Below are 19,298 nucleotides of genomic sequence, written 5' to 3' on the forward strand. Positions count from 1 at the left end.
TTACACCACCTCTACGTTTCTTCTAATAATTATTAAAGTGATGAACCATAAAAGAACAGGTACGAGATAAAATATATTGCCAAAGTCAAGTATATTCATATTACCTTTATCAAAATAGAGTAGTGGCACTATACTGAAAAACATGCATAGACTTTGTATTAAGCCACCCAGTCCTGTCTTAGTTGGAATTAAATTGCCGAAACATTTACAGTCCTCTTCTATCTTATTAATAAGTGCATACGAATTAATAATTATAAAGAGTAAGATTAAAGATAAGGCACTAATATAAAGTATAGGGTGAGCATAAATAAACAAACTGACACCTATTACAATTTCAAATAATGGGAATAACAATGCCAAAAATGTAATTAAAATATCATTGATAGGAATATACTTTAAAAAAAACTGCTTTGTATTTGAATGTGAGATTAATTTAGAAATCCCAGAAAGTATCAATACTAAAGCAGAACCATAACAAAAAATATAAATCATAGTATCTCTCCTAAAAAAATTAAGAAAGTTAATGTGAATTTCACATAATTGTATCCTAAATTTTTTATATTTATATTGATAGGTATGTTTTCAAAACAACCACAGTTACGTGTCTTTCCTCCTTTAGAAGGTTTAAACAGTAAAAAAAGATTGAACAATTGCAACATTACAGCGGTCATACATATGTAAACATTCACAAATTGAATTAATAAGGAGATACCTACAAGCACATCTAAACTCACTAAAATGCTTACGAATATCGGAGATATTGTTATTTTTTCATTTATCGCCACGTAATAATGATAAATTTTAAAAACTTTATTGAATCCGTTTTTTAGAAAAATAATTGCTACAACCAGATAAACAATAATGATATTCAGTCAACTCCTTTTCTTTCAAGCCACTATTAAAATCCTTTAATATACAAGGATTTTAATAGTAAAATACACACAAAATTTTATATTGTTTCAAAGAGATTTACCTTATGAAGAAAAATTCATTATATCTTCCCAATAATATTTTTCACCCATATATAGTAATACTGGAATTTCTTCAATTTGCAATTGATTTAATTTCATCAAATGTTCGACTTTTATCTCGTTATCGTTTTCAAATAACACTTTTATCAAAATAACTTCTCTCTTTTTTGAAATTCTACGATAAAAAGCATTCAAAACATATAAGTTATCAAAAATGTTATTTTCATCCGAAATCAAATATGTTCTTCCCTTTTCCAGGAAATCTATTTGCTCAATCTGTATAAATCTCCGCTGAAAATCAATGCAGTTTCTTAATTTTGTCAAATTGTAAAAAAAGAAAATCAAAAATACAATCCCGAAAATTAGTGTCATACTTTTTTTATCAGTTAGAAAAATATGAAAACGTTCATTTCACATTTTGTAGGAGTATTGTGCTATTACTATAGGGCAAATTTAGTTTTTGTATTTATTTTCTGCTATAGAACCATAACGATTCATCGTAGACTCTTCACCAAAACCTGTTCTTGACTATACATTCCTGTTACAACTTTTATGTAATAAAAAAGTAGAACATTAATTACAGTTAACATCGAAATAAATAAAATAGTTTTGGTATTAACCTATTTATAAGTTAGCAGTCATCTTTTTCTGCAGAACAACTAACCGTTTCAGTCTTACAAACGTAACATATATTTACAACTCCAGGACCATAACATGGTTCGGTTCTATATTTACGTCTTCTATAACTACCTTTTACAGCACCTGTTTCATCAAAAAATGGCAATTCTTTACCCCAGCCACATTGACCTTTAATGATTTCCGAACTATTTCCACTATCTAAAAGCATTGGTTTGCTATATGTCATTAACATAATTATTTCCTCCTGCAACCCTTAGAAATAGCACAATACACCTACACTAACAGCCTCCTTATTAATATTGATTCATTACACTTCTTGCATAATCCATACTTCAATGGAGAACAGCAATAAAAAAGCCTCATCTATCAACAAACCATTTCTCCACTTATATAAATTTTCTTCCCAAAACTCTTCGGAACAAAGACCTAACTTTGAGACAACTAAAGGTGACTTTACATTAGAATAAATTGAATTCCAATTTTTCCTTATACTCTTTAATGTATGAGCAATGTGTGATGTTTTATTTATACGCAGTCGAATACTGTCAGGTAACTTATTTTTCTGAGAGTCTCTTAAAATTTTTTTCGTGTAGAAAGGATCAAAGAGAATATGACTAGGGATTTTAATCATAAAAGAAATTAACTCCCTATCTAAAAAAGGATGTTTTATATCCGCACCATAAAAGCCACCTATCGCCCTATCCATATAATGATTGGCTTTTGCATTTAACATTTGATGCAATAAATTTCTAGCATGATTCCGTTTATTTTTAGTTGTTCTACTAAAAGGATGTGGTTGAATGATGTACTCACGTAATCCTTTAAAAGCAGACATATTTGTATACATACAATATTTAGTTAAATCGCCGAACATATCCTTTATTTTTCCTTCTCTAACGTAATCTCTTAATAAATACGGCGGATTCGTTAAAAGTTGGTCACCACCATAACCTGTTAGGATACTATATGTATTATTGTTCACACTTGACTCTATTAAGGGAGAAATAAATTCACATGTAGGAGCAGTAGCATACGGTTCGTCAAAACGTAATATATTATTCCGAAGATCTTCATACATCAATACTGAATCATAATTTAGAAAAGTACCTTTAGAATTATATTGTTCTAATAATTCCGTTATATATGCACTTTCATCGCATTCCTTTAATTCATCAAAAACAACGCTTACCGAATTAATTTCTCCGTATCTATGCCCCAATCGTTTTGACACATTAAAAATAGTAGTTGAGTCTAAGCCACCGCTTAATAACACCGTATTTCGCTCGCTTTTCCGTACTCTCCTCAAAACTGCTTTGTTCAAAATACTTTCGAATTCTTCAATTAACGCTTCCCGATTTATAGTTGTCTCCTTCATCATCCATTTATCAGAAAATAATTCATCATAATTCACATAGTTTATTAGGTTAATTTCCTTATTTTCATAAACAAACATATTCCCACTCGGTAAACGCAAGATCTCTTTATATGGCGTTAAATAGGAATCAACAATTCCTTTTGCATTTAGATATTCTTGAAAGTAAACACCGTTCAACTCAGGTGTATTTAGATAACTTTTCAATAGAAAGATATCGCTCGCAACTACTAATTTTGTATCGGTTTTTAAATAAAAGAGCCTTTTTACCCCCAAGGTATCTCTACAGGCCATTAATGTTAAATTCTTTTTATCAAATAGAACAAATGAAAACTCGCCATCTAAACGCTTCACAAAATCCAAACCAAATGTGTTATAAAGGGAAATTAAATTAGTGAGTAATTCTTGCTCAGTCCAATCAACATTTTCATATACACCATGATTCAAAATATTGTATATCACAATGTCTCCCACTATTAACACATCATTATTTTCAAAAAACACATATGGGGTCGTATTTTGAGCATATGCTGCTTTCAAAACAAAGTTCTGTGAGGATGTGTTGAAATAATTTACTTTTGATTTACTGTTGATCTTAAGATGTCCATTTTTATCCACTTCCCCCTCCGAATTATCCATAAATTCAAACACATACCAATTCACCTAAGTTCAACTCCCTTCATATACGAGTTTGAATCTATAATCACTTTCAACGAATCAAGATTTTCCATTTCTTCAAATAGATTGTGGCCCTGATATTGAATCCAGGCATGTGCCTCTAAGGGAAATTTTTTTATCCCTATTACCATGTTTACTGGTATACCATACTTAGATTGAAGTATCTTATAACCAATTAACGTTTTGTGTATACAATCTGCTTTCCTAGGATACCAACAGCAAACTTGGTCTAAAAGAATAAACCACTCCAAAATCTCTTCAGAATTCTCCTCAGTAAAAATCTCTTTAGAACCCTCTATAGTATATTTTTTTATATAGCGTCTAAAGACTTCATTAAAACCTTTTCTCCGTATTTGGAAATCTAAAAATATTAATTCTTTGTATAAATATAAAATATTATACAAATTTAATTAAACCTCCTTTTGACAACGAATTTAAAAATCCATCTAAATCCTTTTGAATAATTAAAATATCTTCATTTGTCCTTTTAGCTATTAATTTGGAAATATCAGAGACTATTGGTGTTTTATCAAACTCTTCCCAAATAAATGAACTAAATTTATCTAGTGCGTAAATTTGATTCGTATAAATATTAATAATTAGATATTCATCCTCTTCTTTATAGGAAAGAAGATACTTTGATTTTTTTACACGCATCCCTTTTACCACTTCCTCCTCTTTTACATTGTGAACAATCCTTTAATACTGTTCCTGTATTACTACTATACACAGTCATAAGCTCTAACAGTCTCTTTACTCTTATCATCTTCTTTCTTCCACATAACCGTATTTTTTCTACTTACTCCATTACGTTTATGATTATATAAATGTAGTGGAGTAAAATGTCAACTCTTGTGCTATCGATTACATCCACATCAAGTCCATCACTCAACACATATATAAAAACTGCACCTTCTAGTTGATTGTTAACTCTCAATCAACTAGAAGATGCAACTCGTAGGGTTTTATTGGTCCATGAAAGATCTTAAAAATAGAAATCTAAAAATCAATGTATAAAAGAAAATATTCTCTCTCCACCAAAGTTCAAAAAATTATTGATGTTGAAACAGATGTCTTTGTCTTTTACCTAAAATCTATAGGATAAACCTATTCTTTTCAGGCGTCTAAAATGGCACAACCTTTATAGAAAAATATTGTAAAGATATTTATTACCCTCCAAAGCCCTGTAAAATTTGTAAAACAAATTTACCTGTTTTACATAAACATAACTGCTTAGTCTATCATAGCGAACGTTCTGACACACAATGTTTTATCACATAAAAAAACAAGAATGCTAATATAAACATTCTTGTTTTAATTATGTTTCTAATGATTCCTTTGGAGATTCAAACCCATGAGTAACTTCTACGTTAAAACTCATACTATTCTCTTCCAATGAATTTTCTATACTTTTTTTATTCTCGTTGACCTTTTCTTCAAAAAGAATCCTTCTCTTTCTAAACCTGTTGCAATTCCCCTAATATAAAAAGCTCATAAACCCTGTTATATCAAGATTTATGAGCTTTCTTAATTTTTATTAATTTGATGATACCGGTGGTCGGGGTCGAACCGACACTCCAAAGGAACACGATTTTGAGTCGTGCGCGTCTGCCAATTCCGCCACACCGGCATAATGGAGATAAAAAAAATCGGATAAACCGATTAGCAGTTAAAATATGGAGGCGGCAACCGGATTTGAACCGGTGATAAAGGTGTTGCAGACCTGTGCCTTACCACTTGGCTATGCCGCCATCATACTTGGAGCGGAAGACGAGGTTCGAACTCGCGACCCCCACCTTGGCAAGGTGGTGTTCTACCACTGAACTACTTCCGCAAAAAAATGGCTGGGGTACCTGGATTCGAACCAGGGCATGACGGAATCAAAATCCGTTGCCTTACCGCTTGGCTATACCCCAAAAGATAATTAGATAAAAATGGGGCGACTGATGGGAATCGAACCCACGAATGCCTGAACCACAATCAGGTGCGTTAACCACTTCGCCACAACCGCCATAATTACTATTTGGTATTATTCTAATTTAAAATTAAATGGGGCGACTGATGGGAATCGAACCCACGAATGCCTGAACCACAATCAGGTGCGTTAACCACTTCGCCACAACCGCCATAAAATTAAATTGGCAGGGGCAGTAGGAATCGAACCCACATCAAAGGTTTTGGAGACCTCTATTCTACCGTTAAACTATGCCCCTATTAGATTAAAACTGGTGGAGGGGGACGGATTCGAACCGCCGAACCCTAAGGAGCGGATTTACAGTCCGCCGCGTTTAGCCACTTCGCTACCCCTCCGGGAATACATGGTGCCGGCGATAGGAGTCGAACCCACGACCTACTGATTACAAGTCAGTTGCTCTACCAACTGAGCTACACCGGCAAAAAAACATGATGGGTCAGGACGGAATCGAACCGCCGACACTTAGAGCTTCAATCTAATGCTCTACCAACTGAGCTACTGACCCATGTTATTAAAATAAATGGCGGTCCCGACCGGGATCGAACCGGCGATCTCCTGCGTGACAGGCAGGCATGTTAACCGCTACACCACGGGACCATTTGGTTGCGGGGGCCGGATTTGAACCAACGACCTTCGGGTTATGAGCCCGACGAGCTACCACTGCTCCACCCCGCGATAATGATATATACTATTGTAAAAAATAATGGTGGAGGATGACGGGCTCGAACCGCCGACCCTCTGCTTGTAAGGCAGATGCTCTCCCAGCTGAGCTAATCCTCCATCTGGGTATTTAAATGGTGACCCCTACGGGATTCGAACCCGTGTTACCGCCGTGAAAGGGCGGTGTCTTAACCACTTGACCAAGGGGCCAACTATTGGAACAAATCAAAGTGCTGGCGGAGAGTAAGGGATTTGAACCCTTGAGACAGTGTTAACCGCCTACACGATTTCCAATCGTGCTCCTTCGGCCACTCGGACAACTCTCCAAGAATGGCTCCGAAGGCAGGACTCGAACCTGCGACAACCTGATTAACAGTCAGGTGCTACTACCAACTGAGCTACTTCGGAATAATTTTAGTATATAGCCTAGCGACGTCCTACTCTCACAGGGGGAAGCCCCCAACTACCATCGGCGCTAAAGAGCTTAACTTCCGTGTTCGGTATGGGAACGGGTGTGACCTCTTTGCCATCATCACTAGACTATTTGAAAGACAATACTTATTATAACATATCTTATAAAAATTACAAGTATATTATAATATTTTATTCTTTCAAAACTGGATAAACGTGCATTGAATGTTTCAAACGTTTTGGTTAAGTCCTCGATCGATTAGTATTCGTCAGCTCCATGTGTCACCACACTTCCACCTCGAACCTATCTACCTCATCGTCTTTGAGGGATCTTACTTACTTGCGTAATGGGAAATCTCATCTTGAGGGGGGCTTCATGCTTAGATGCTTTCAGCACTTATCCCGTCCACACATAGCTACCCAGCGATGCCTTTGGCAAGACAACTGGTACACCAGCGGTGTGTCCATCCCGGTCCTCTCGTACTAAGGACAGCTCCTCTCAAATTTCCTACGCCCACGACGGATAGGGACCGAACTGTCTCACGACGTTCTGAACCCAGCTCGCGTACCGCTTTAATGGGCGAACAGCCCAACCCTTGGGACCGACTACAGCCCCAGGATGCGATGAGCCGACATCGAGGTGCCAAACCTCCCCGTCGATGTGGACTCTTGGGGGAGATAAGCCTGTTATCCCCGGGGTAGCTTTTATCCGTTGAGCGATGGCCCTTCCATGCGGAACCACCGGATCACTAAGCCCGTCTTTCGACCCTGCTCGACTTGTAGGTCTCGCAGTCAAGCTCCCTTGTGCCTTTACACTCTACGAATGATTTCCAACCATTCTGAGGGAACCTTTGGGCGCCTCCGTTACCTTTTAGGAGGCGACCGCCCCAGTCAAACTGTCCGCCTGACACTGTCTCCTGCCCCGCTAAGGGGCATGGGTTAGAATTTCAATACAACCAGGGTAGTATCCCACCGACGCCTCCTTCGAAGCTGGCGCTCCGAGATCTCTGGCTCCTACCTATCCTGTACAAGTTGTACCAAAATTCAATATCAGGCTACAGTAAAGCTCCACGGGGTCTTTCCGTCCTGTCGCGGGTAACCTGCATCTTCACAGGTACTATAATTTCACCGAGTCTCTCGTTGAGACAGTGCCCAGATCGTTACGCCTTTCGTGCGGGTCGGAACTTACCCGACAAGGAATTTCGCTACCTTAGGACCGTTATAGTTACGGCCGCCGTTTACTGGGGCTTCAATTCGCAGCTTCGCTTGCGCTAACCACTCCTCTTAACCTTCCAGCACCGGGCAGGCGTCAGCCCCTATACGTCACCTTACGGTTTTGCAGAGACCTGTGTTTTTGCTAAACAGTCGCCTGGGCCTATTCACTGCGGCTCTCATGCGCTTGCACGCTCAAGAGCACCCCTTCTCCCGAAGTTACGGGGTCATTTTGCCGAGTTCCTTAACGAGAGTTCTCTCGCACACCTTAGGATTCTCTCCTCGACTACCTGTGTCGGTTTGCGGTACGGGCACCTCTCACCTCGATAGAGGCTTTTCTTGGCAGTGTGAAATCAGGAACTTCGTCCATACGGACTCGCCATCACAGCTCAACGTTACAGTGTGCGGATTTGCCTACACACACGCCTTACTGCTTGGACGCGCATATCCAACAGCGCGCTTACCCTATCCTACTGCGTCCCCCCATTTCTCAAACGGTGAGGAGGTGGTACAGGAATATCAACCTGTTGTCCATCGCCTACGCCTATCGGCCTCGGCTTAGGTCCCGACTAACCCTGAGCGGACGAGCCTTCCTCAGGAAACCTTAGTCATACGGTGGACGGGATTCTCACCCGTCTTTCGCTACTCATACCGGCATTCTCACTTCTAAGCGCTCCACCAGTCCTTCCGGTCTGACTTCAACGCACTTAGAACGCTCTCCTACCACTGACATCGTAGATGTCAATCCACAGCTTCGGTGAATCGTTTAGCCCCGATACATTTTCGGCGCAGCGTCACTCGACCAGTGAGCTATTACGCACTCTTTAAATGATGGCTGCTTCTAAGCCAACATCCTGGTTGTCTGTGCAACGCCACATCCTTTTCCACTTAACGATTACTTTGGGACCTTAGCTGGTGGTCTGGGCTGTTTCCCTTTTGACTACGGATCTTATCACTCGCAGTCTGACTCCCGTGTATAAATATCTGGCATTCGGAGTTTGTCTGAATTCGGTAAACCGGGATGGCCCCCTAGTCCAAACAGTGCTCTACCTCCAGTATTCTCATCACGAGGCTAGCCCTAAAGCTATTTCGGAGAGAACCAGCTATCTCCAAGTTCGATTGGAATTTCTCCGCTACCCACACCTCATCCCCGCACTTTTCAACGTGCGTGGGTTCGGGCCTCCAGTAAGTGTTACCTCACCTTCACCCTGGACATGGGTAGATCACCTGGTTTCGGGTCTACGACCACGTACTATTTCGCCCTATTCAGACTCGCTTTCGCTGCGGCTCCGCCTTCTAAAGCTTAACCTCGCACGTAATCGTAACTCGCCGGTTCATTCTACAAAAGGCACGCTATCACCCATTAACGGGCTCTAACTACTTGTAGGCACACGGTTTCAGGATCTCTTTCACTCCCCTTCCGGGGTGCTTTTCACCTTTCCCTCACGGTACTGGTTCACTATCGGTCACTAGGTAGTATTTAGCCTTGGGAGATGGTCCTCCCGGATTCCGACGGAATTTCACGTGTTCCGCCGTACTCAGGATCCACTCAGGAGAGAACGAACTTTCGACTACAGGGCTTTTACCTGCTCTGGCGGACCTTTCCAAGTCGCTTCATCTAACTCGCTCTTTTGTAACTCCGTATTGAGTGTCCTACAACCCCAAGAGGCAAGCCTCTTGGTTTGGGCTCTTCCCGTTTCGCTCGCCGCTACTCAGGGAATCGATTTTTCTTTCTCTTCCTCCAGGTACTTAGATGTTTCAGTTCCCTGGGTCTGCCTTCAAGACGCTATGTATTCACGTCAAGATACTACGCGATTAAACGTAGTGGGTTCCCCCATTCGGAAATCTCCGGATCAAAGCTCACTTACAGCTCCCCGAAGCATATCGGTGTTAGTGCCGTCCTTCTTCGGCTCCTAGTGCCAAGGCATTCGCCGTGCGCCCTTAATAACTTAACCTAACAGCTTTCAATACACATCGCATTTCGTTGTCAGCTTCACTCATTCAATCAGTCACGTACTTAAGTACGCTCCTTCCTTCACTCGATTGCTTCCTAGAACTGCTTGTGTCTTGAAACCTTTTAATGTTATTAAGCCTATAAAAAACTTAAAAAATAAATGTGTTTGTTACAATTTCAATGTCGTTTTATCCAGTTTTCAAAGAACAAGTTTTGAAGTGTTTCATTCAGAAAGAATGAACCTTCAAAACTGAACGCAAAACGTAATCTTACAAACCCAAGGTTTGTATTCCGAAATAATCCTTAGAAAGGAGGTGATCCAGCCGCACCTTCCGATACGGCTACCTTGTTACGACTTCACCCCAATCATCTATCCCACCTTCGGCGGCTGGCTCCAAAAGGTTACCTCACCGACTTCGGGTGTTACAAACTCTCGTGGTGTGACGGGCGGTGTGTACAAGGCCCGGGAACGTATTCACCGCGGCATGCTGATCCGCGATTACTAGCGATTCCGGCTTCATGTAGGCGAGTTGCAGCCTACAATCCGAACTGAGAACGACTTTATCGGATTAGCTCCCTCTCGCGAGTTGGCAACCGTTTGTATCGTCCATTGTAGCACGTGTGTAGCCCAGGTCATAAGGGGCATGATGATTTGACGTCATCCCCACCTTCCTCCGGTTTGTCACCGGCAGTCACCTTAGAGTGCCCAACTAAATGATGGCAACTAAGATCAAGGGTTGCGCTCGTTGCGGGACTTAACCCAACATCTCACGACACGAGCTGACGACAACCATGCACCACCTGTCACCGTTGCCCCCGAAGGGGAAACCATATCTCTACAGTGGTCAACGGGATGTCAAGACCTGGTAAGGTTCTTCGCGTTGCTTCGAATTAAACCACATGCTCCACCGCTTGTGCGGGCCCCCGTCAATTCCTTTGAGTTTCAGTCTTGCGACCGTACTCCCCAGGCGGAGTGCTTAATGCGTTAGCTGCAGCACTAAGGGGCGGAAACCCCCTAACACTTAGCACTCATCGTTTACGGCGTGGACTACCAGGGTATCTAATCCTGTTTGCTCCCCACGCTTTCGCGCCTCAGTGTCAGTTACAGACCAGATAGTCGCCTTCGCCACTGGTGTTCCTCCAAATCTCTACGCATTTCACCGCTACACTTGGAATTCCACTATCCTCTTCTGCACTCAAGTCTCCCAGTTTCCAATGACCCTCCACGGTTGAGCCGTGGGCTTTCACATCAGACTTAAGAAACCACCTGCGCGCGCTTTACGCCCAATAATTCCGGACAACGCTTGCCACCTACGTATTACCGCGGCTGCTGGCACGTAGTTAGCCGTGGCTTTCTAATAAGGTACCGTCAAGGTACAGCCAGTTACTACTGTACTTGTTCTTCCCTTACAACAGAGTTTTACGAACCGAAATCCTTCTTCACTCACGCGGCGTTGCTCCATCAGGCTTTCGCCCATTGTGGAAGATTCCCTACTGCTGCCTCCCGTAGGAGTCTGGGCCGTGTCTCAGTCCCAGTGTGGCCGATCACCCTCTCAGGTCGGCTACGCATCGTCGCCTTGGTGAGCCGTTACCTCACCAACTAGCTAATGCGCCGCGGGCCCATCCTATAGCGACAGCCGAAACCGTCTTTCAGTGTTTCACCATGAGGTGAAACAAATTATTCGGTATTAGCCCCGGTTTCCCGGAGTTATCCCAAACTATAGGGTAGGTTGCCCACGTGTTACTCACCCGTCCGCCGCTAACGTCGAAGGAGCAAGCTCCTTCTCTGTTCGCTCGACTTGCATGTATTAGGCACGCCGCCAGCGTTCGTCCTGAGCCAGGATCAAACTCTCCATAAAAGAAATTTGATTAGCTCAAATTGTTTTGCTGGCATCAATTTTGATGTCCAAATTTTTTGTTTCGTTCACTAACCGAAGCTAGCTACTTAAAACTTTATTGATTACGTTTTGCTTGTTCAGTTTTCAAGGTTCATTGTTTAAGTCGTTTTTCAGCGACTCCTTTATATTAACATCTCATTCAAAACATGTCAACAACTTTTTTAAAAAGTTTTTTGTGTTTCTTTCTGAGTTGTTCGTTATGTCTTAGCGACAATTAATATAATACAATACTAAAATACCATCCGTCAACTACTTTTCTAAAAAAATATCGAGGTATTTTTAAATACCTCGATTACAAGCATACTACAGTCATTACCCCATTTCTAGAGCATCTTTATTTACCTTGTAATGACGGTGAAATATTCTATCATTTTTCGCAGCAATTGGTTCTATTTGAATATAGCCTTTATCCACTAAATACTCAACAAACACTTCTAGATCTACTGAGTAATTTACGAGCTCATGATGGTCATGCAGTTCTTGAATGGTCCACATTTCTTTTGTTTGCATAACTTCTAATATATGCTGTGCTCCATCTCGTGTACGAGAGTGAATTAAAAACTCACTTGCTAAAAACAACAATTCTAAGCGCTTTTCTATTGGTTCATTACTTGTCACTAGCTCTTCATACAGCTTATAGATAGCCGGCTCAATTTTTTTCACTTGTGCCCAAACAGTTACTTCAGGATACAGGCCACTATCGATAATAGATAAACGGCCTAGATGATGTAGAGAATCAACAACGTGATTATAAGCATCTAAGTAACTTCCTTTATCGAAGTATTCTTTCCCTTCCAAATAGCGCCGAATTAACTTTGAAAATTGAATACCTGTTTTAATTTTACGGCCGCTATACGGAAATTCCTGCAATTCTATTTTTAATTTATGCAGAAACTCATTCCGATCAAATAGTACTCTACCGAAGAATATCCAATCGACGACCTTCCTATTTGAACCGATGAGTAACCATTTGCGAATTAATTTCTCCGTAACAGTATGTAGAGCGATTTTATTTCCTTCATATAAGTAATGTTTTGAAAAGACTGGTTGCTCTGCTTCTTTTACGATAATGAGTAAAACTGTATCAAATGTATCTGTAACGTTACTTTGTTCTTCACGCTTTTCCACTAAAATTACGCCTAATGTATTCGACTGACTCGCACGTTCTTGATATATTGGACGCAGTACTTGCTCCATGTTCAGCCCCCCTTTATTCATATAGGTTCTTTTGTTCCGTTAAAAATTCGACATACTCTAAAAGTATTCCTTCTTTCATTCAGTTCAAAGCTAAAATACTTTGCCCTTATATGTTATAGTAGATTTTAGATTGGGAGGCAAGATGAAATATGAAACCTTATAAAAGTAAAATTAATAAAATACGTTCATTCGCATTAGCACTAATCTTTTTTGGTTTTATTGTCATGTACGGAGGCATTTTCTTTAAAAATAGCCCGATATTAGTTTTAATTTTCATGTCTTTAGGTGTTCTTTGTATTATCGGTAGTACAGTTGTATATGCTTGGATCGGATTACTATCAACAAGAGCTGTTCAAGTTGAGTGTCCTAATTGCCATAAACATACAAAGGTTTTAGGCCGAGTAGATATGTGCATGTACTGCAATGAGCCATTAACACTTGATCCTACTCTAGAAGGTAAAGAGTTTGATCAATCCTATAATAGTAAAACAAAAAAATCCTAGCCCTTTTTTAAGAGCTAGGATTTTTATTGTACTTTTGCAGTAGCTGCTTTACATGATGGACAAGTGCCGTATATCTCTAAACGATGCGAATGCACATCAAAGCCTGTTACCTGTGATGCAAAATGCTCTATTTCGTCGAGTCCAGGATAATGGAAATCGACGATCTTACCACAGCATTCACAAATCATATGGTAATGATCGTTTGTCACGAAATCAAAGCGACTTGAAGCATCCCCGTAAGTTAGCTCTTTCACAAGACCTACTTCACGAAATACACGCAGGTTGTTATAAACAGTCGCTACACTCATATTAGGGAACTTGCCCTCAAGTGCTTTATAAATTTCATCGGCAGTAGGATGTGCCATTGATTGAATTAGATATTCCAAAATAGCATGACGCTGAGGAGTAATACGTACACCAGTTGTTTTCAACGTGTCCAGTGCATCTTGTAAATGCGTTGCAGACATCGTCATGCACCTCTTCCATAAGTATTATTAATTTATAATTGTTATAAATAGTGTATCCAATTCGTACTACTTCGTCAACAATCACACATTGCTTATTCTCAATAAATCAATGGTTATTCCTTAATATCCTCTTGATAAATCCATAACATTTTCTAAATCAGTGTCACCCTTTAGCCATTTTATTAGGCTTGGCTTGAAAATTTCTAAGCTGCGCTCAACATAACGAGAAGAATGACTTGATACATGAGGTGATACTATGACATTTGGTAATGTCCATAATGGATTGTCAGATGACAGAGGTTCCTCTTCAAATACATCTAAAACTGCGTGTCCTATTTGCTTTGTTTCAATCGCTTGAATGAGCACCTTTTCATCAACTAAATTACCTCGACCAAAATTCATGAAAATCGCACTATTTTTCATTGCGGCAAAATGCGCTTCTTTTAATAAATGGGTCGTTTCTTTTGTTTTTGGTAGCACAGAAATAACAATATCCGCATTAGGTAGCGCTTCTTTTAAATGGGCAAAGCTAATCATCGTATCCATATAAGCCGCTTCTTTTCCCGAGCGGTTACAGCCAATCGTCTTCACGCCAAAAGCTTGCAATAAACGCCCAACTTCCGAACCAATGGCACCTGGTCCCAAAATAAGTGCCGTACTATCTCGTAATTCCGTTTGCTGCGCTTTTTTCGACCATTCACCTTTCTTTTGCTGCTCATACACCCAAGGCAAAGCTCGTTTAATCGCTAAAATATGGGCGAGCATCGACTCAGCCATAGGTGTTTTATGAATGCCACGAACATTTGAGACTAGAATCCCACGTTCGATAATAGCCTGAGCTGGCATTTTTTCTATACCCGCCGATGCAACGAAAATCCATTTTAACTTGGTCGCATATTGAATACTTTCTTCTGTTAAATCTTCACCATATGTAACTAATACATCCGCTTGTTGAAGCTCTTCATTTGATAAGCCCTTTTCGAAGATAAATTCAACCTGTGGAAATTCTGCTAATAATGGCTCTCTTAAATCTGGTCTAGGTTCAAATGTAAAATAGATTCTCATTGTGCTGCCTCCTGTTCTGCTAAATATGTGTAAACTTCTTCAATATGATTTTTTACTCGAACTTTACGCCAAGCTTTTACAAGCTTACCCTCCGTATCAATTAAAAACGTTGAACGCTCTATGCCCATATATTCACGTCCATACATTTTCTTTAAAACCCATACATCATATGCTTCAGCAATTGCATGATCCTCATCAACTAATAATGAAAATGGTAAACCATGCTTATCAATAAATTTTGTATGTTTGTTTGCATTATCTGGGCTAACACCAAGAACAACAGCATTTAAATGACTGAAGTCCTCAAATTTATCGCGAAAATCACATGCCTCTGTCGTGCAGCCTGGTGTCATATCCTTTGGATAAAAGTATAAAATAACATTCTTTCCTTTAAAATCAGCTAAATGCACCATCTCGCCCTTTTCATTCATTAGAGAAAAATCCGGCGCCTTTTGTCCTTCTAGTAAAGTCATACAATCTCCTCCTCTGTAGGTTCTATTTTACTCTAAGTAACAAATCAAGTCATATCTCTTAATTTCTTTGGATTTCTTACAGCGATAGGTCTACAATAGATTACGTATAAAAAGTTAGGAGGCAATTCTATGAATCATGCAAAATCTGAAGCAATACATGCAGAGGCATTACAGCATATTGTTGGTGGTGTAAACAGCCCTTCTCGTTCATATAAAGCAGTAGGTGGCGGTTCTCCTGTAGCTATGGCTCGAGGAAAAGGCGCTTATTTTTGGGATGTAGACGGCAATCGTTATATCGACTATCTAGCAGCATATGGACCAATTGTTACTGGTCATGGCCATCCTCATATTGCAAAGGCCATAACGCATGCAGCTGAAAATGGTACATTATTTGGGACGCCGACTGAATATGAAGTTACTTTCGCAAAAATGTTAAAGGAAGCCATTCCTTCAATGGATAAAGTGCGTTTTAACAACTCTGGTACAGAGGCTGTTATGACAACGATTCGTGTGGCACGTGCCTATACAGGGCGTACAAAAATCATGAAATTTGCTGGTTGCTACCACGGTCACTTCGATTTAGTATTAGTAGCTGCAGGATCAGGTCCAGCAACATTAGGAACACCAGACTCAGCAGGTGTGACAACTTCGACTGCTGAAGAAGTTATTACTGTACCTTTTAATAATCCTGAAGCCTTTACAGAAGCCATGAATAAATGGGGCGAAGAGATTGCAGCTATTTTAATCGAGCCAATTGTAGGAAACTTTGGTATTGTTGAACCGCATCCTGGCTTCCTTGAATTAGTACACGCTACTGCAAAAGAAAAAGGGGCCTTAACGATTTACGATGAAGTCATCACGGCCTTCCGCTTCCACTATGGTGGCGCTCAAAATTTACTTGGCCTCACACCTGATTTAACTGCACTTGGTAAAGTTATTGGTGGTGGTTTACCAATCGGTGCATATGGCGGACGTAAAGAGATTATGGATACTGTTGCCCCACTCGGTCCAGCCTACCAAGCAGGTACGATGGCTGGAAATCCCGCATCTATGCAAGCGGGTATTGCCTGCCTAGAAGTGCTACAAACACCAGGCATTTACGAGGAAATGGATAGACTGGGTGGAATTTTAGAAGAAGGCATTTTAGCTGCTGCTAAAAAACATGACGTAACCATCACGTTAAATCGTCTCAAAGGGGCGCTGACTATTTACTTTACAGACGTGAAAGTAGAAAACTATGAGCAAGCTGAAAACTCTGACGGTGAAATATTCGGACGCTTCTTTAAACTTATGCTTGAACAAGGCATTAATCTAGCTCCTTCTAAATATGAAGCATGGTTCTTAACAACTGAGCATACAGAAGCAGACATTCAGGAAACAATTAAAGCAGTAGATACTGCGTTTTCACAATTGTAATCATGACAATAAAAAGGCGACTTGCTAGTAGAAGTCGCCTTTTTATTATTCATCCGTGCAAATCTATGTATTTTATGAGCACTTCCTTCTATAATGTAAAGAAGCTAAAAAATATTAGACAGAAAGGACATCTTTATGAAATTAGGTGCCCGTGTATTTAAAACTGGTGTAGCTATCGTATTTGCATTATTTATAGCAGAGTTGTTAAAACTGCCTTCACCTGTTTTTGCTGGAATTGCAGCCATTTTTGCTATTCAGCCTTCTATTTATCGTTCTTATCAAACCATTGTAGAGCAAGTACAAGCGAATATTATAGGTGCGACAATTGCCGTCATTTTCGGCTTACTTTTTGGTCATCATGTTGTTGCCATTGGTATAGCCGTCATAATAGCTATTGGTTTAATGTTGAAGTTTAAACTTGAAAAATCACTTTCGCTAGCGTTGGTATCAGTCGTAGCTATTATGGAATTTCAAGGGGATGACTTTTTAACGTTTGGTTTGATACGCTTTGTTACGATATTAGTTGGGGTATTAGCAGCATTTGTTGTTAACCTTGTGTTCTTACCACCAAAATATGAGATAAAACTATTTCGCAAAATTTATATTTTACAAGATGATATTATTCGTTGGACACGACTGGCTGTACGTCAAGCTTCTGAGCATACATCCACAAAGACAGCATTAAGTAAGTTTAAGAACCGTATGTTACGAGTGGATACGCTGTATGATTTATATAAGGAAGAGCGTAATTACTTTAAAAATAAAAAATATGTGAAAGCACGCAAACTAGTAGTCTATCGACAAATGATTTTAACTTCCAAGAAAAGCTTGGAATTGCTACAGCGTTTGCATAATCACGAAAACGAATTAGCTCAGCTCCCTACACAATTTCACTTAATGATTCAGGAGAGACTGGATTCCTTGCTAACGTACCACGAACAATTGCTGTTAAAATATACAGGGAAATTAAAACCTGAGCATTCCGAGTGGAGTAAAAGCATCGACTATGTCCAACGTAATGAATTAATGGAAATTTTCATTAAACAAGTCAACTTTGCTCGTGAAGAGGGCGATACGGAGTTTTCTAGCTATCACCTACTCTATATTTTATCGCGTATTTTAGATTATGAGGAAAACCTAGAACATCTAGATACACTCATCGTGTCCTACCAAAGCTATCATGGACATGAAATCAATGTAGAATTTGAAGAAGAATTCATTTAGCTAGCATTTTATGGCAACAGATTACCTTGATTCAGGGGGGCTTTTGAACACCCATTGAATGAAGATCACTCTGTTGCTTTTTCTATACAAAAAAACCTCCAAGTAGTGATCTACTTAGAGGAATAGAAGCTAATGACGCAATGTTAACAGTTGTTGCTCAGCTTGCTGGCGTTTGACCGTTTGCTCATCACGTAATTGCTGATAATTGGCAATACCTGAAACAATAGTATCCCACATTTCTTCAAGAGTCTGAATTGTGCTTGATTGTTGAGCCATGGCAGTACTTAGTTGCACTGCTTCATTGCTGGCTCCTCCAAATTGCTTCATACGGTTTTCAAACGCTGATGCAGATTGACTTTGTAATTGTTGACGCCTGTCATTCACTGCATTTATTAACCCCATTTTAAAAACAGGGATGGTCTTAACAAAAGCACCATTAATCTGTTCAATCAATTCACGATTGCCATTTCGTAGCATCTCGATTTGAGGGGCTGTTATAATCGCCACCATACGCGATTTATCTAACTCATCTATTTTTTGCTGGAGGAACTCTGCAATTGCTTGCAAACGATTTAGCTCCATTTTCGCCAGCTGATTACCTGCGTCGCTCTGTTTTTCATACATCGGAATCAATGTTGTTTGGACCTCATGTAGTTTCATATCAGTTGCTACGATATACTTTTCTAGTTCAAGGTAGTACATTAGGTCTTCTTGATATAAGCGTGCAAGTACTCGATTATCCTTTGCTAATTCCTCTTCCATCAGCACAAATTGATAATGGATTTTCTCAATATCTCTACCCAGTCCATTGTATTTCGTAAATAGATCGCCATCATTTTTAGTCTTACGTGCAAATAGCTTTTTAAAAAAGCCCTTTTGTTCAGCAAAATCTTGTTTGTCGAATGTCTGCATAAGTGCTTCAAGCTGCTTAAATAATTCATTTGATTCGAAAGTTGTTGACTGGGTGATGATAGCTAAAATTTGATCGGCAAATGTAGCTAATTTTGTTGCTGGCTCTTTTCCCAATGCCAATAGATCTACCTGATTTTTTATATTGATTTGATTGGCAATTTGCTGTACCTCTGCATGGTCCCGTAGCTGTTCTTTGACGGCTTCTGCTGTTTCCAGTGTCAGCTGCTCCAGCGTCAACGAGTTATTTGACATTCGTGTCGCCTCCTTCCTA

15 protein-coding genes, 16 tRNA genes and 3 rRNA genes are annotated in these 19,298 nt (G+C 39.9%); 3 read left to right on the forward strand and 31 right to left on the reverse strand.

All coding sequences use genetic code 11. From position 1 onward, the window contains the following. From JTI58_RS04775 to JTI58_RS04900, 27 genes are all read right to left on the reverse strand, one after another. The gene (locus tag JTI58_RS04775; protein WP_131521051.1) at positions 1 to 492 is read right to left on the reverse strand and encodes a MauE/DoxX family redox-associated membrane protein; all 492 of its coding nucleotides are present in this window, start codon (positions 490 to 492) and stop codon (positions 1 to 3) included. Next, entirely contained in the window at positions 489 to 872 is a 384-nt protein-coding gene (locus JTI58_RS25200; protein ID WP_387256292.1) for a MauE/DoxX family redox-associated membrane protein, read from the reverse strand. Before JTI58_RS25200 ends, JTI58_RS04775 begins: the two co-directional genes overlap by 4 nt. A gap of 102 nt (positions 873 to 974) precedes the next feature. Next, positions 975 to 1,208, reverse strand: coding sequence for a hypothetical protein (locus tag JTI58_RS04780; protein WP_131521050.1), 234 nt, complete (start codon positions 1,206 to 1,208; stop codon positions 975 to 977). A gap of 394 nt (positions 1,209 to 1,602) precedes the next feature. After that, positions 1,603 to 1,842, reverse strand: a complete 240-nt coding sequence (locus JTI58_RS04785; protein WP_131521049.1) for a hypothetical protein — start codon at positions 1,840 to 1,842, stop codon at positions 1,603 to 1,605. Positions 1,843 to 1,917: 75 nt separating this feature from the next. After that, entirely contained in the window at positions 1,918 to 3,645 is a 1,728-nt protein-coding gene (locus JTI58_RS04790; RefSeq protein WP_131521048.1) for an asparagine synthase-related protein, read from the reverse strand. Then, positions 3,642 to 4,064, reverse strand: a complete 423-nt coding sequence (locus JTI58_RS04795; protein WP_243456315.1) for a lasso peptide biosynthesis B2 protein — start codon at positions 4,062 to 4,064, stop codon at positions 3,642 to 3,644. The genes JTI58_RS04790 and JTI58_RS04795 overlap by 4 nt, the downstream gene beginning before the upstream one ends. Continuing rightward, positions 4,057 to 4,317 carry a PqqD family protein gene (locus tag JTI58_RS04800; protein WP_131521047.1) on the reverse strand — a complete coding sequence of 87 codons (261 nt, stop codon included), beginning with the start codon at positions 4,315 to 4,317 and terminating at the stop codon, positions 4,057 to 4,059. Before JTI58_RS04800 ends, JTI58_RS04795 begins: the two co-directional genes overlap by 8 nt. Positions 4,318 to 5,209: 892 nt before the next feature. After that, positions 5,210 to 5,290: transfer RNA gene (locus tag JTI58_RS04805), tRNA-Leu, on the reverse strand. Between the two features lie 47 nt (positions 5,291 to 5,337). Next, a tRNA-Cys gene (locus tag JTI58_RS04810) sits at positions 5,338 to 5,411 on the reverse strand. A gap of 8 nt (positions 5,412 to 5,419) precedes the next feature. Further along, positions 5,420 to 5,494 (reverse strand) — tRNA-Gly (locus JTI58_RS04815). Positions 5,495 to 5,501: 7 nt separating this feature from the next. Further along, positions 5,502 to 5,576, reverse strand: a tRNA-Gln gene (locus tag JTI58_RS04820). Positions 5,577 to 5,595: 19 nt separating this feature from the next. After that, a tRNA-His gene (locus JTI58_RS04825) sits at positions 5,596 to 5,671 on the reverse strand. A gap of 39 nt (positions 5,672 to 5,710) precedes the next feature. Next, positions 5,711 to 5,786 (reverse strand) — tRNA-His (locus JTI58_RS04830). Positions 5,787 to 5,799: 13 nt separating this feature from the next. After that, positions 5,800 to 5,873: transfer RNA gene (locus JTI58_RS04835), tRNA-Trp, on the reverse strand. Positions 5,874 to 5,886: 13 nt separating this feature from the next. Next, a tRNA-Tyr gene (locus JTI58_RS04840) sits at positions 5,887 to 5,970 on the reverse strand. A gap of 9 nt (positions 5,971 to 5,979) precedes the next feature. Continuing rightward, a tRNA-Thr gene (locus tag JTI58_RS04845) sits at positions 5,980 to 6,055 on the reverse strand. A gap of 12 nt (positions 6,056 to 6,067) precedes the next feature. Next, positions 6,068 to 6,140 (reverse strand) — tRNA-Phe (locus JTI58_RS04850). A 16-nt stretch (positions 6,141 to 6,156) separates the two neighbouring features. Next, positions 6,157 to 6,232: transfer RNA gene (locus tag JTI58_RS04855), tRNA-Asp, on the reverse strand. A gap of 3 nt (positions 6,233 to 6,235) precedes the next feature. Beyond that, a tRNA-Met gene (locus tag JTI58_RS04860) sits at positions 6,236 to 6,310 on the reverse strand. A 29-nt stretch (positions 6,311 to 6,339) separates the two neighbouring features. Further along, positions 6,340 to 6,415: transfer RNA gene (locus JTI58_RS04865), tRNA-Val, on the reverse strand. Between the two features lie 15 nt (positions 6,416 to 6,430). After that, positions 6,431 to 6,505, reverse strand: a tRNA-Glu gene (locus tag JTI58_RS04870). Positions 6,506 to 6,529: 24 nt separating this feature from the next. Beyond that, a tRNA-Ser gene (locus tag JTI58_RS04875) sits at positions 6,530 to 6,621 on the reverse strand. Between the two features lie 5 nt (positions 6,622 to 6,626). After that, positions 6,627 to 6,703 (reverse strand) — tRNA-Asn (locus tag JTI58_RS04880). Between the two features lie 16 nt (positions 6,704 to 6,719). Further along, positions 6,720 to 6,835 (reverse strand): 5S ribosomal RNA (gene rrf, locus JTI58_RS04885). A gap of 110 nt (positions 6,836 to 6,945) precedes the next feature. Continuing rightward, positions 6,946 to 9,873, reverse strand: a 23S ribosomal RNA gene (locus JTI58_RS04890). A gap of 306 nt (positions 9,874 to 10,179) precedes the next feature. Continuing rightward, positions 10,180 to 11,731: ribosomal RNA gene (locus tag JTI58_RS04895) — 16S ribosomal RNA — on the reverse strand. The 16S, 23S and 5S rRNA genes sit together here with 16 tRNA genes alongside, the layout of an rRNA operon. A gap of 351 nt (positions 11,732 to 12,082) precedes the next feature. Beyond that, on the reverse strand, positions 12,083 to 12,967 hold the full coding sequence (locus tag JTI58_RS04900) for a nucleotidyltransferase-like protein (protein ID WP_205445579.1): 885 nt from the start codon (positions 12,965 to 12,967) through the stop codon (positions 12,083 to 12,085). 149 nt (positions 12,968 to 13,116) lie between these two features. On the opposite strand from JTI58_RS04900, the gene JTI58_RS04905 reads away from it, so the two are divergent. After that, positions 13,117 to 13,470 (forward strand): YgzB family protein, encoded by a 354-nt coding sequence (locus JTI58_RS04905; RefSeq protein ID WP_205445581.1) that lies wholly within the window; start codon positions 13,117 to 13,119, stop codon positions 13,468 to 13,470. Between the two features lie 23 nt (positions 13,471 to 13,493). On the opposite strand, the gene perR is transcribed toward JTI58_RS04905, so the two are convergent. From perR to bcp, 3 genes are all read right to left on the reverse strand, one after another. Further along, a complete protein-coding gene (perR, locus tag JTI58_RS04910) occupies positions 13,494 to 13,937 on the reverse strand; it encodes a Fur family transcriptional regulator (RefSeq protein WP_205445582.1) in 444 nt (147 codons plus the stop codon). A gap of 120 nt (positions 13,938 to 14,057) precedes the next feature. Then, positions 14,058 to 15,002 carry a D-2-hydroxyacid dehydrogenase gene (locus JTI58_RS04915; RefSeq protein WP_205445584.1) on the reverse strand — a complete coding sequence of 315 codons (945 nt, stop codon included), beginning with the start codon at positions 15,000 to 15,002 and terminating at the stop codon, positions 14,058 to 14,060. Continuing rightward, positions 14,999 to 15,475 (reverse strand): thioredoxin-dependent thiol peroxidase, encoded by a 477-nt coding sequence (gene bcp, locus JTI58_RS04920; RefSeq protein WP_205445586.1) that lies wholly within the window; start codon positions 15,473 to 15,475, stop codon positions 14,999 to 15,001. Before bcp ends, JTI58_RS04915 begins: the two co-directional genes overlap by 4 nt. Positions 15,476 to 15,604: 129 nt before the next feature. Here bcp and JTI58_RS04925 point away from each other — a divergent pair, with 129 nt between their 5' ends. Both JTI58_RS04925 and JTI58_RS04930 read left to right on the forward strand, forming a co-directional pair. After that, positions 15,605 to 16,891 (forward strand): glutamate-1-semialdehyde 2,1-aminomutase, encoded by a 1,287-nt coding sequence (locus JTI58_RS04925; protein ID WP_205445588.1) that lies wholly within the window; start codon positions 15,605 to 15,607, stop codon positions 16,889 to 16,891. A gap of 135 nt (positions 16,892 to 17,026) precedes the next feature. Next, positions 17,027 to 18,115 (forward strand): FUSC family protein, encoded by a 1,089-nt coding sequence (locus JTI58_RS04930; protein ID WP_205445590.1) that lies wholly within the window; start codon positions 17,027 to 17,029, stop codon positions 18,113 to 18,115. A 129-nt stretch (positions 18,116 to 18,244) separates the two neighbouring features. On the opposite strand, the gene JTI58_RS04935 is transcribed toward JTI58_RS04930, so the two are convergent. Then, positions 18,245 to 19,279, reverse strand: coding sequence for a toxic anion resistance protein (locus JTI58_RS04935; protein ID WP_205445591.1), 1,035 nt, complete (start codon positions 19,277 to 19,279; stop codon positions 18,245 to 18,247). Positions 19,280 to 19,298 lie beyond the last annotated feature (19 nt).

The sequence above is a fragment of the Lysinibacillus fusiformis genome (genome assembly GCF_016925635.1).
Taxonomy (GTDB): domain Bacteria; phylum Bacillota; class Bacilli; order Bacillales_A; family Planococcaceae; genus Lysinibacillus; species Lysinibacillus fusiformis_F.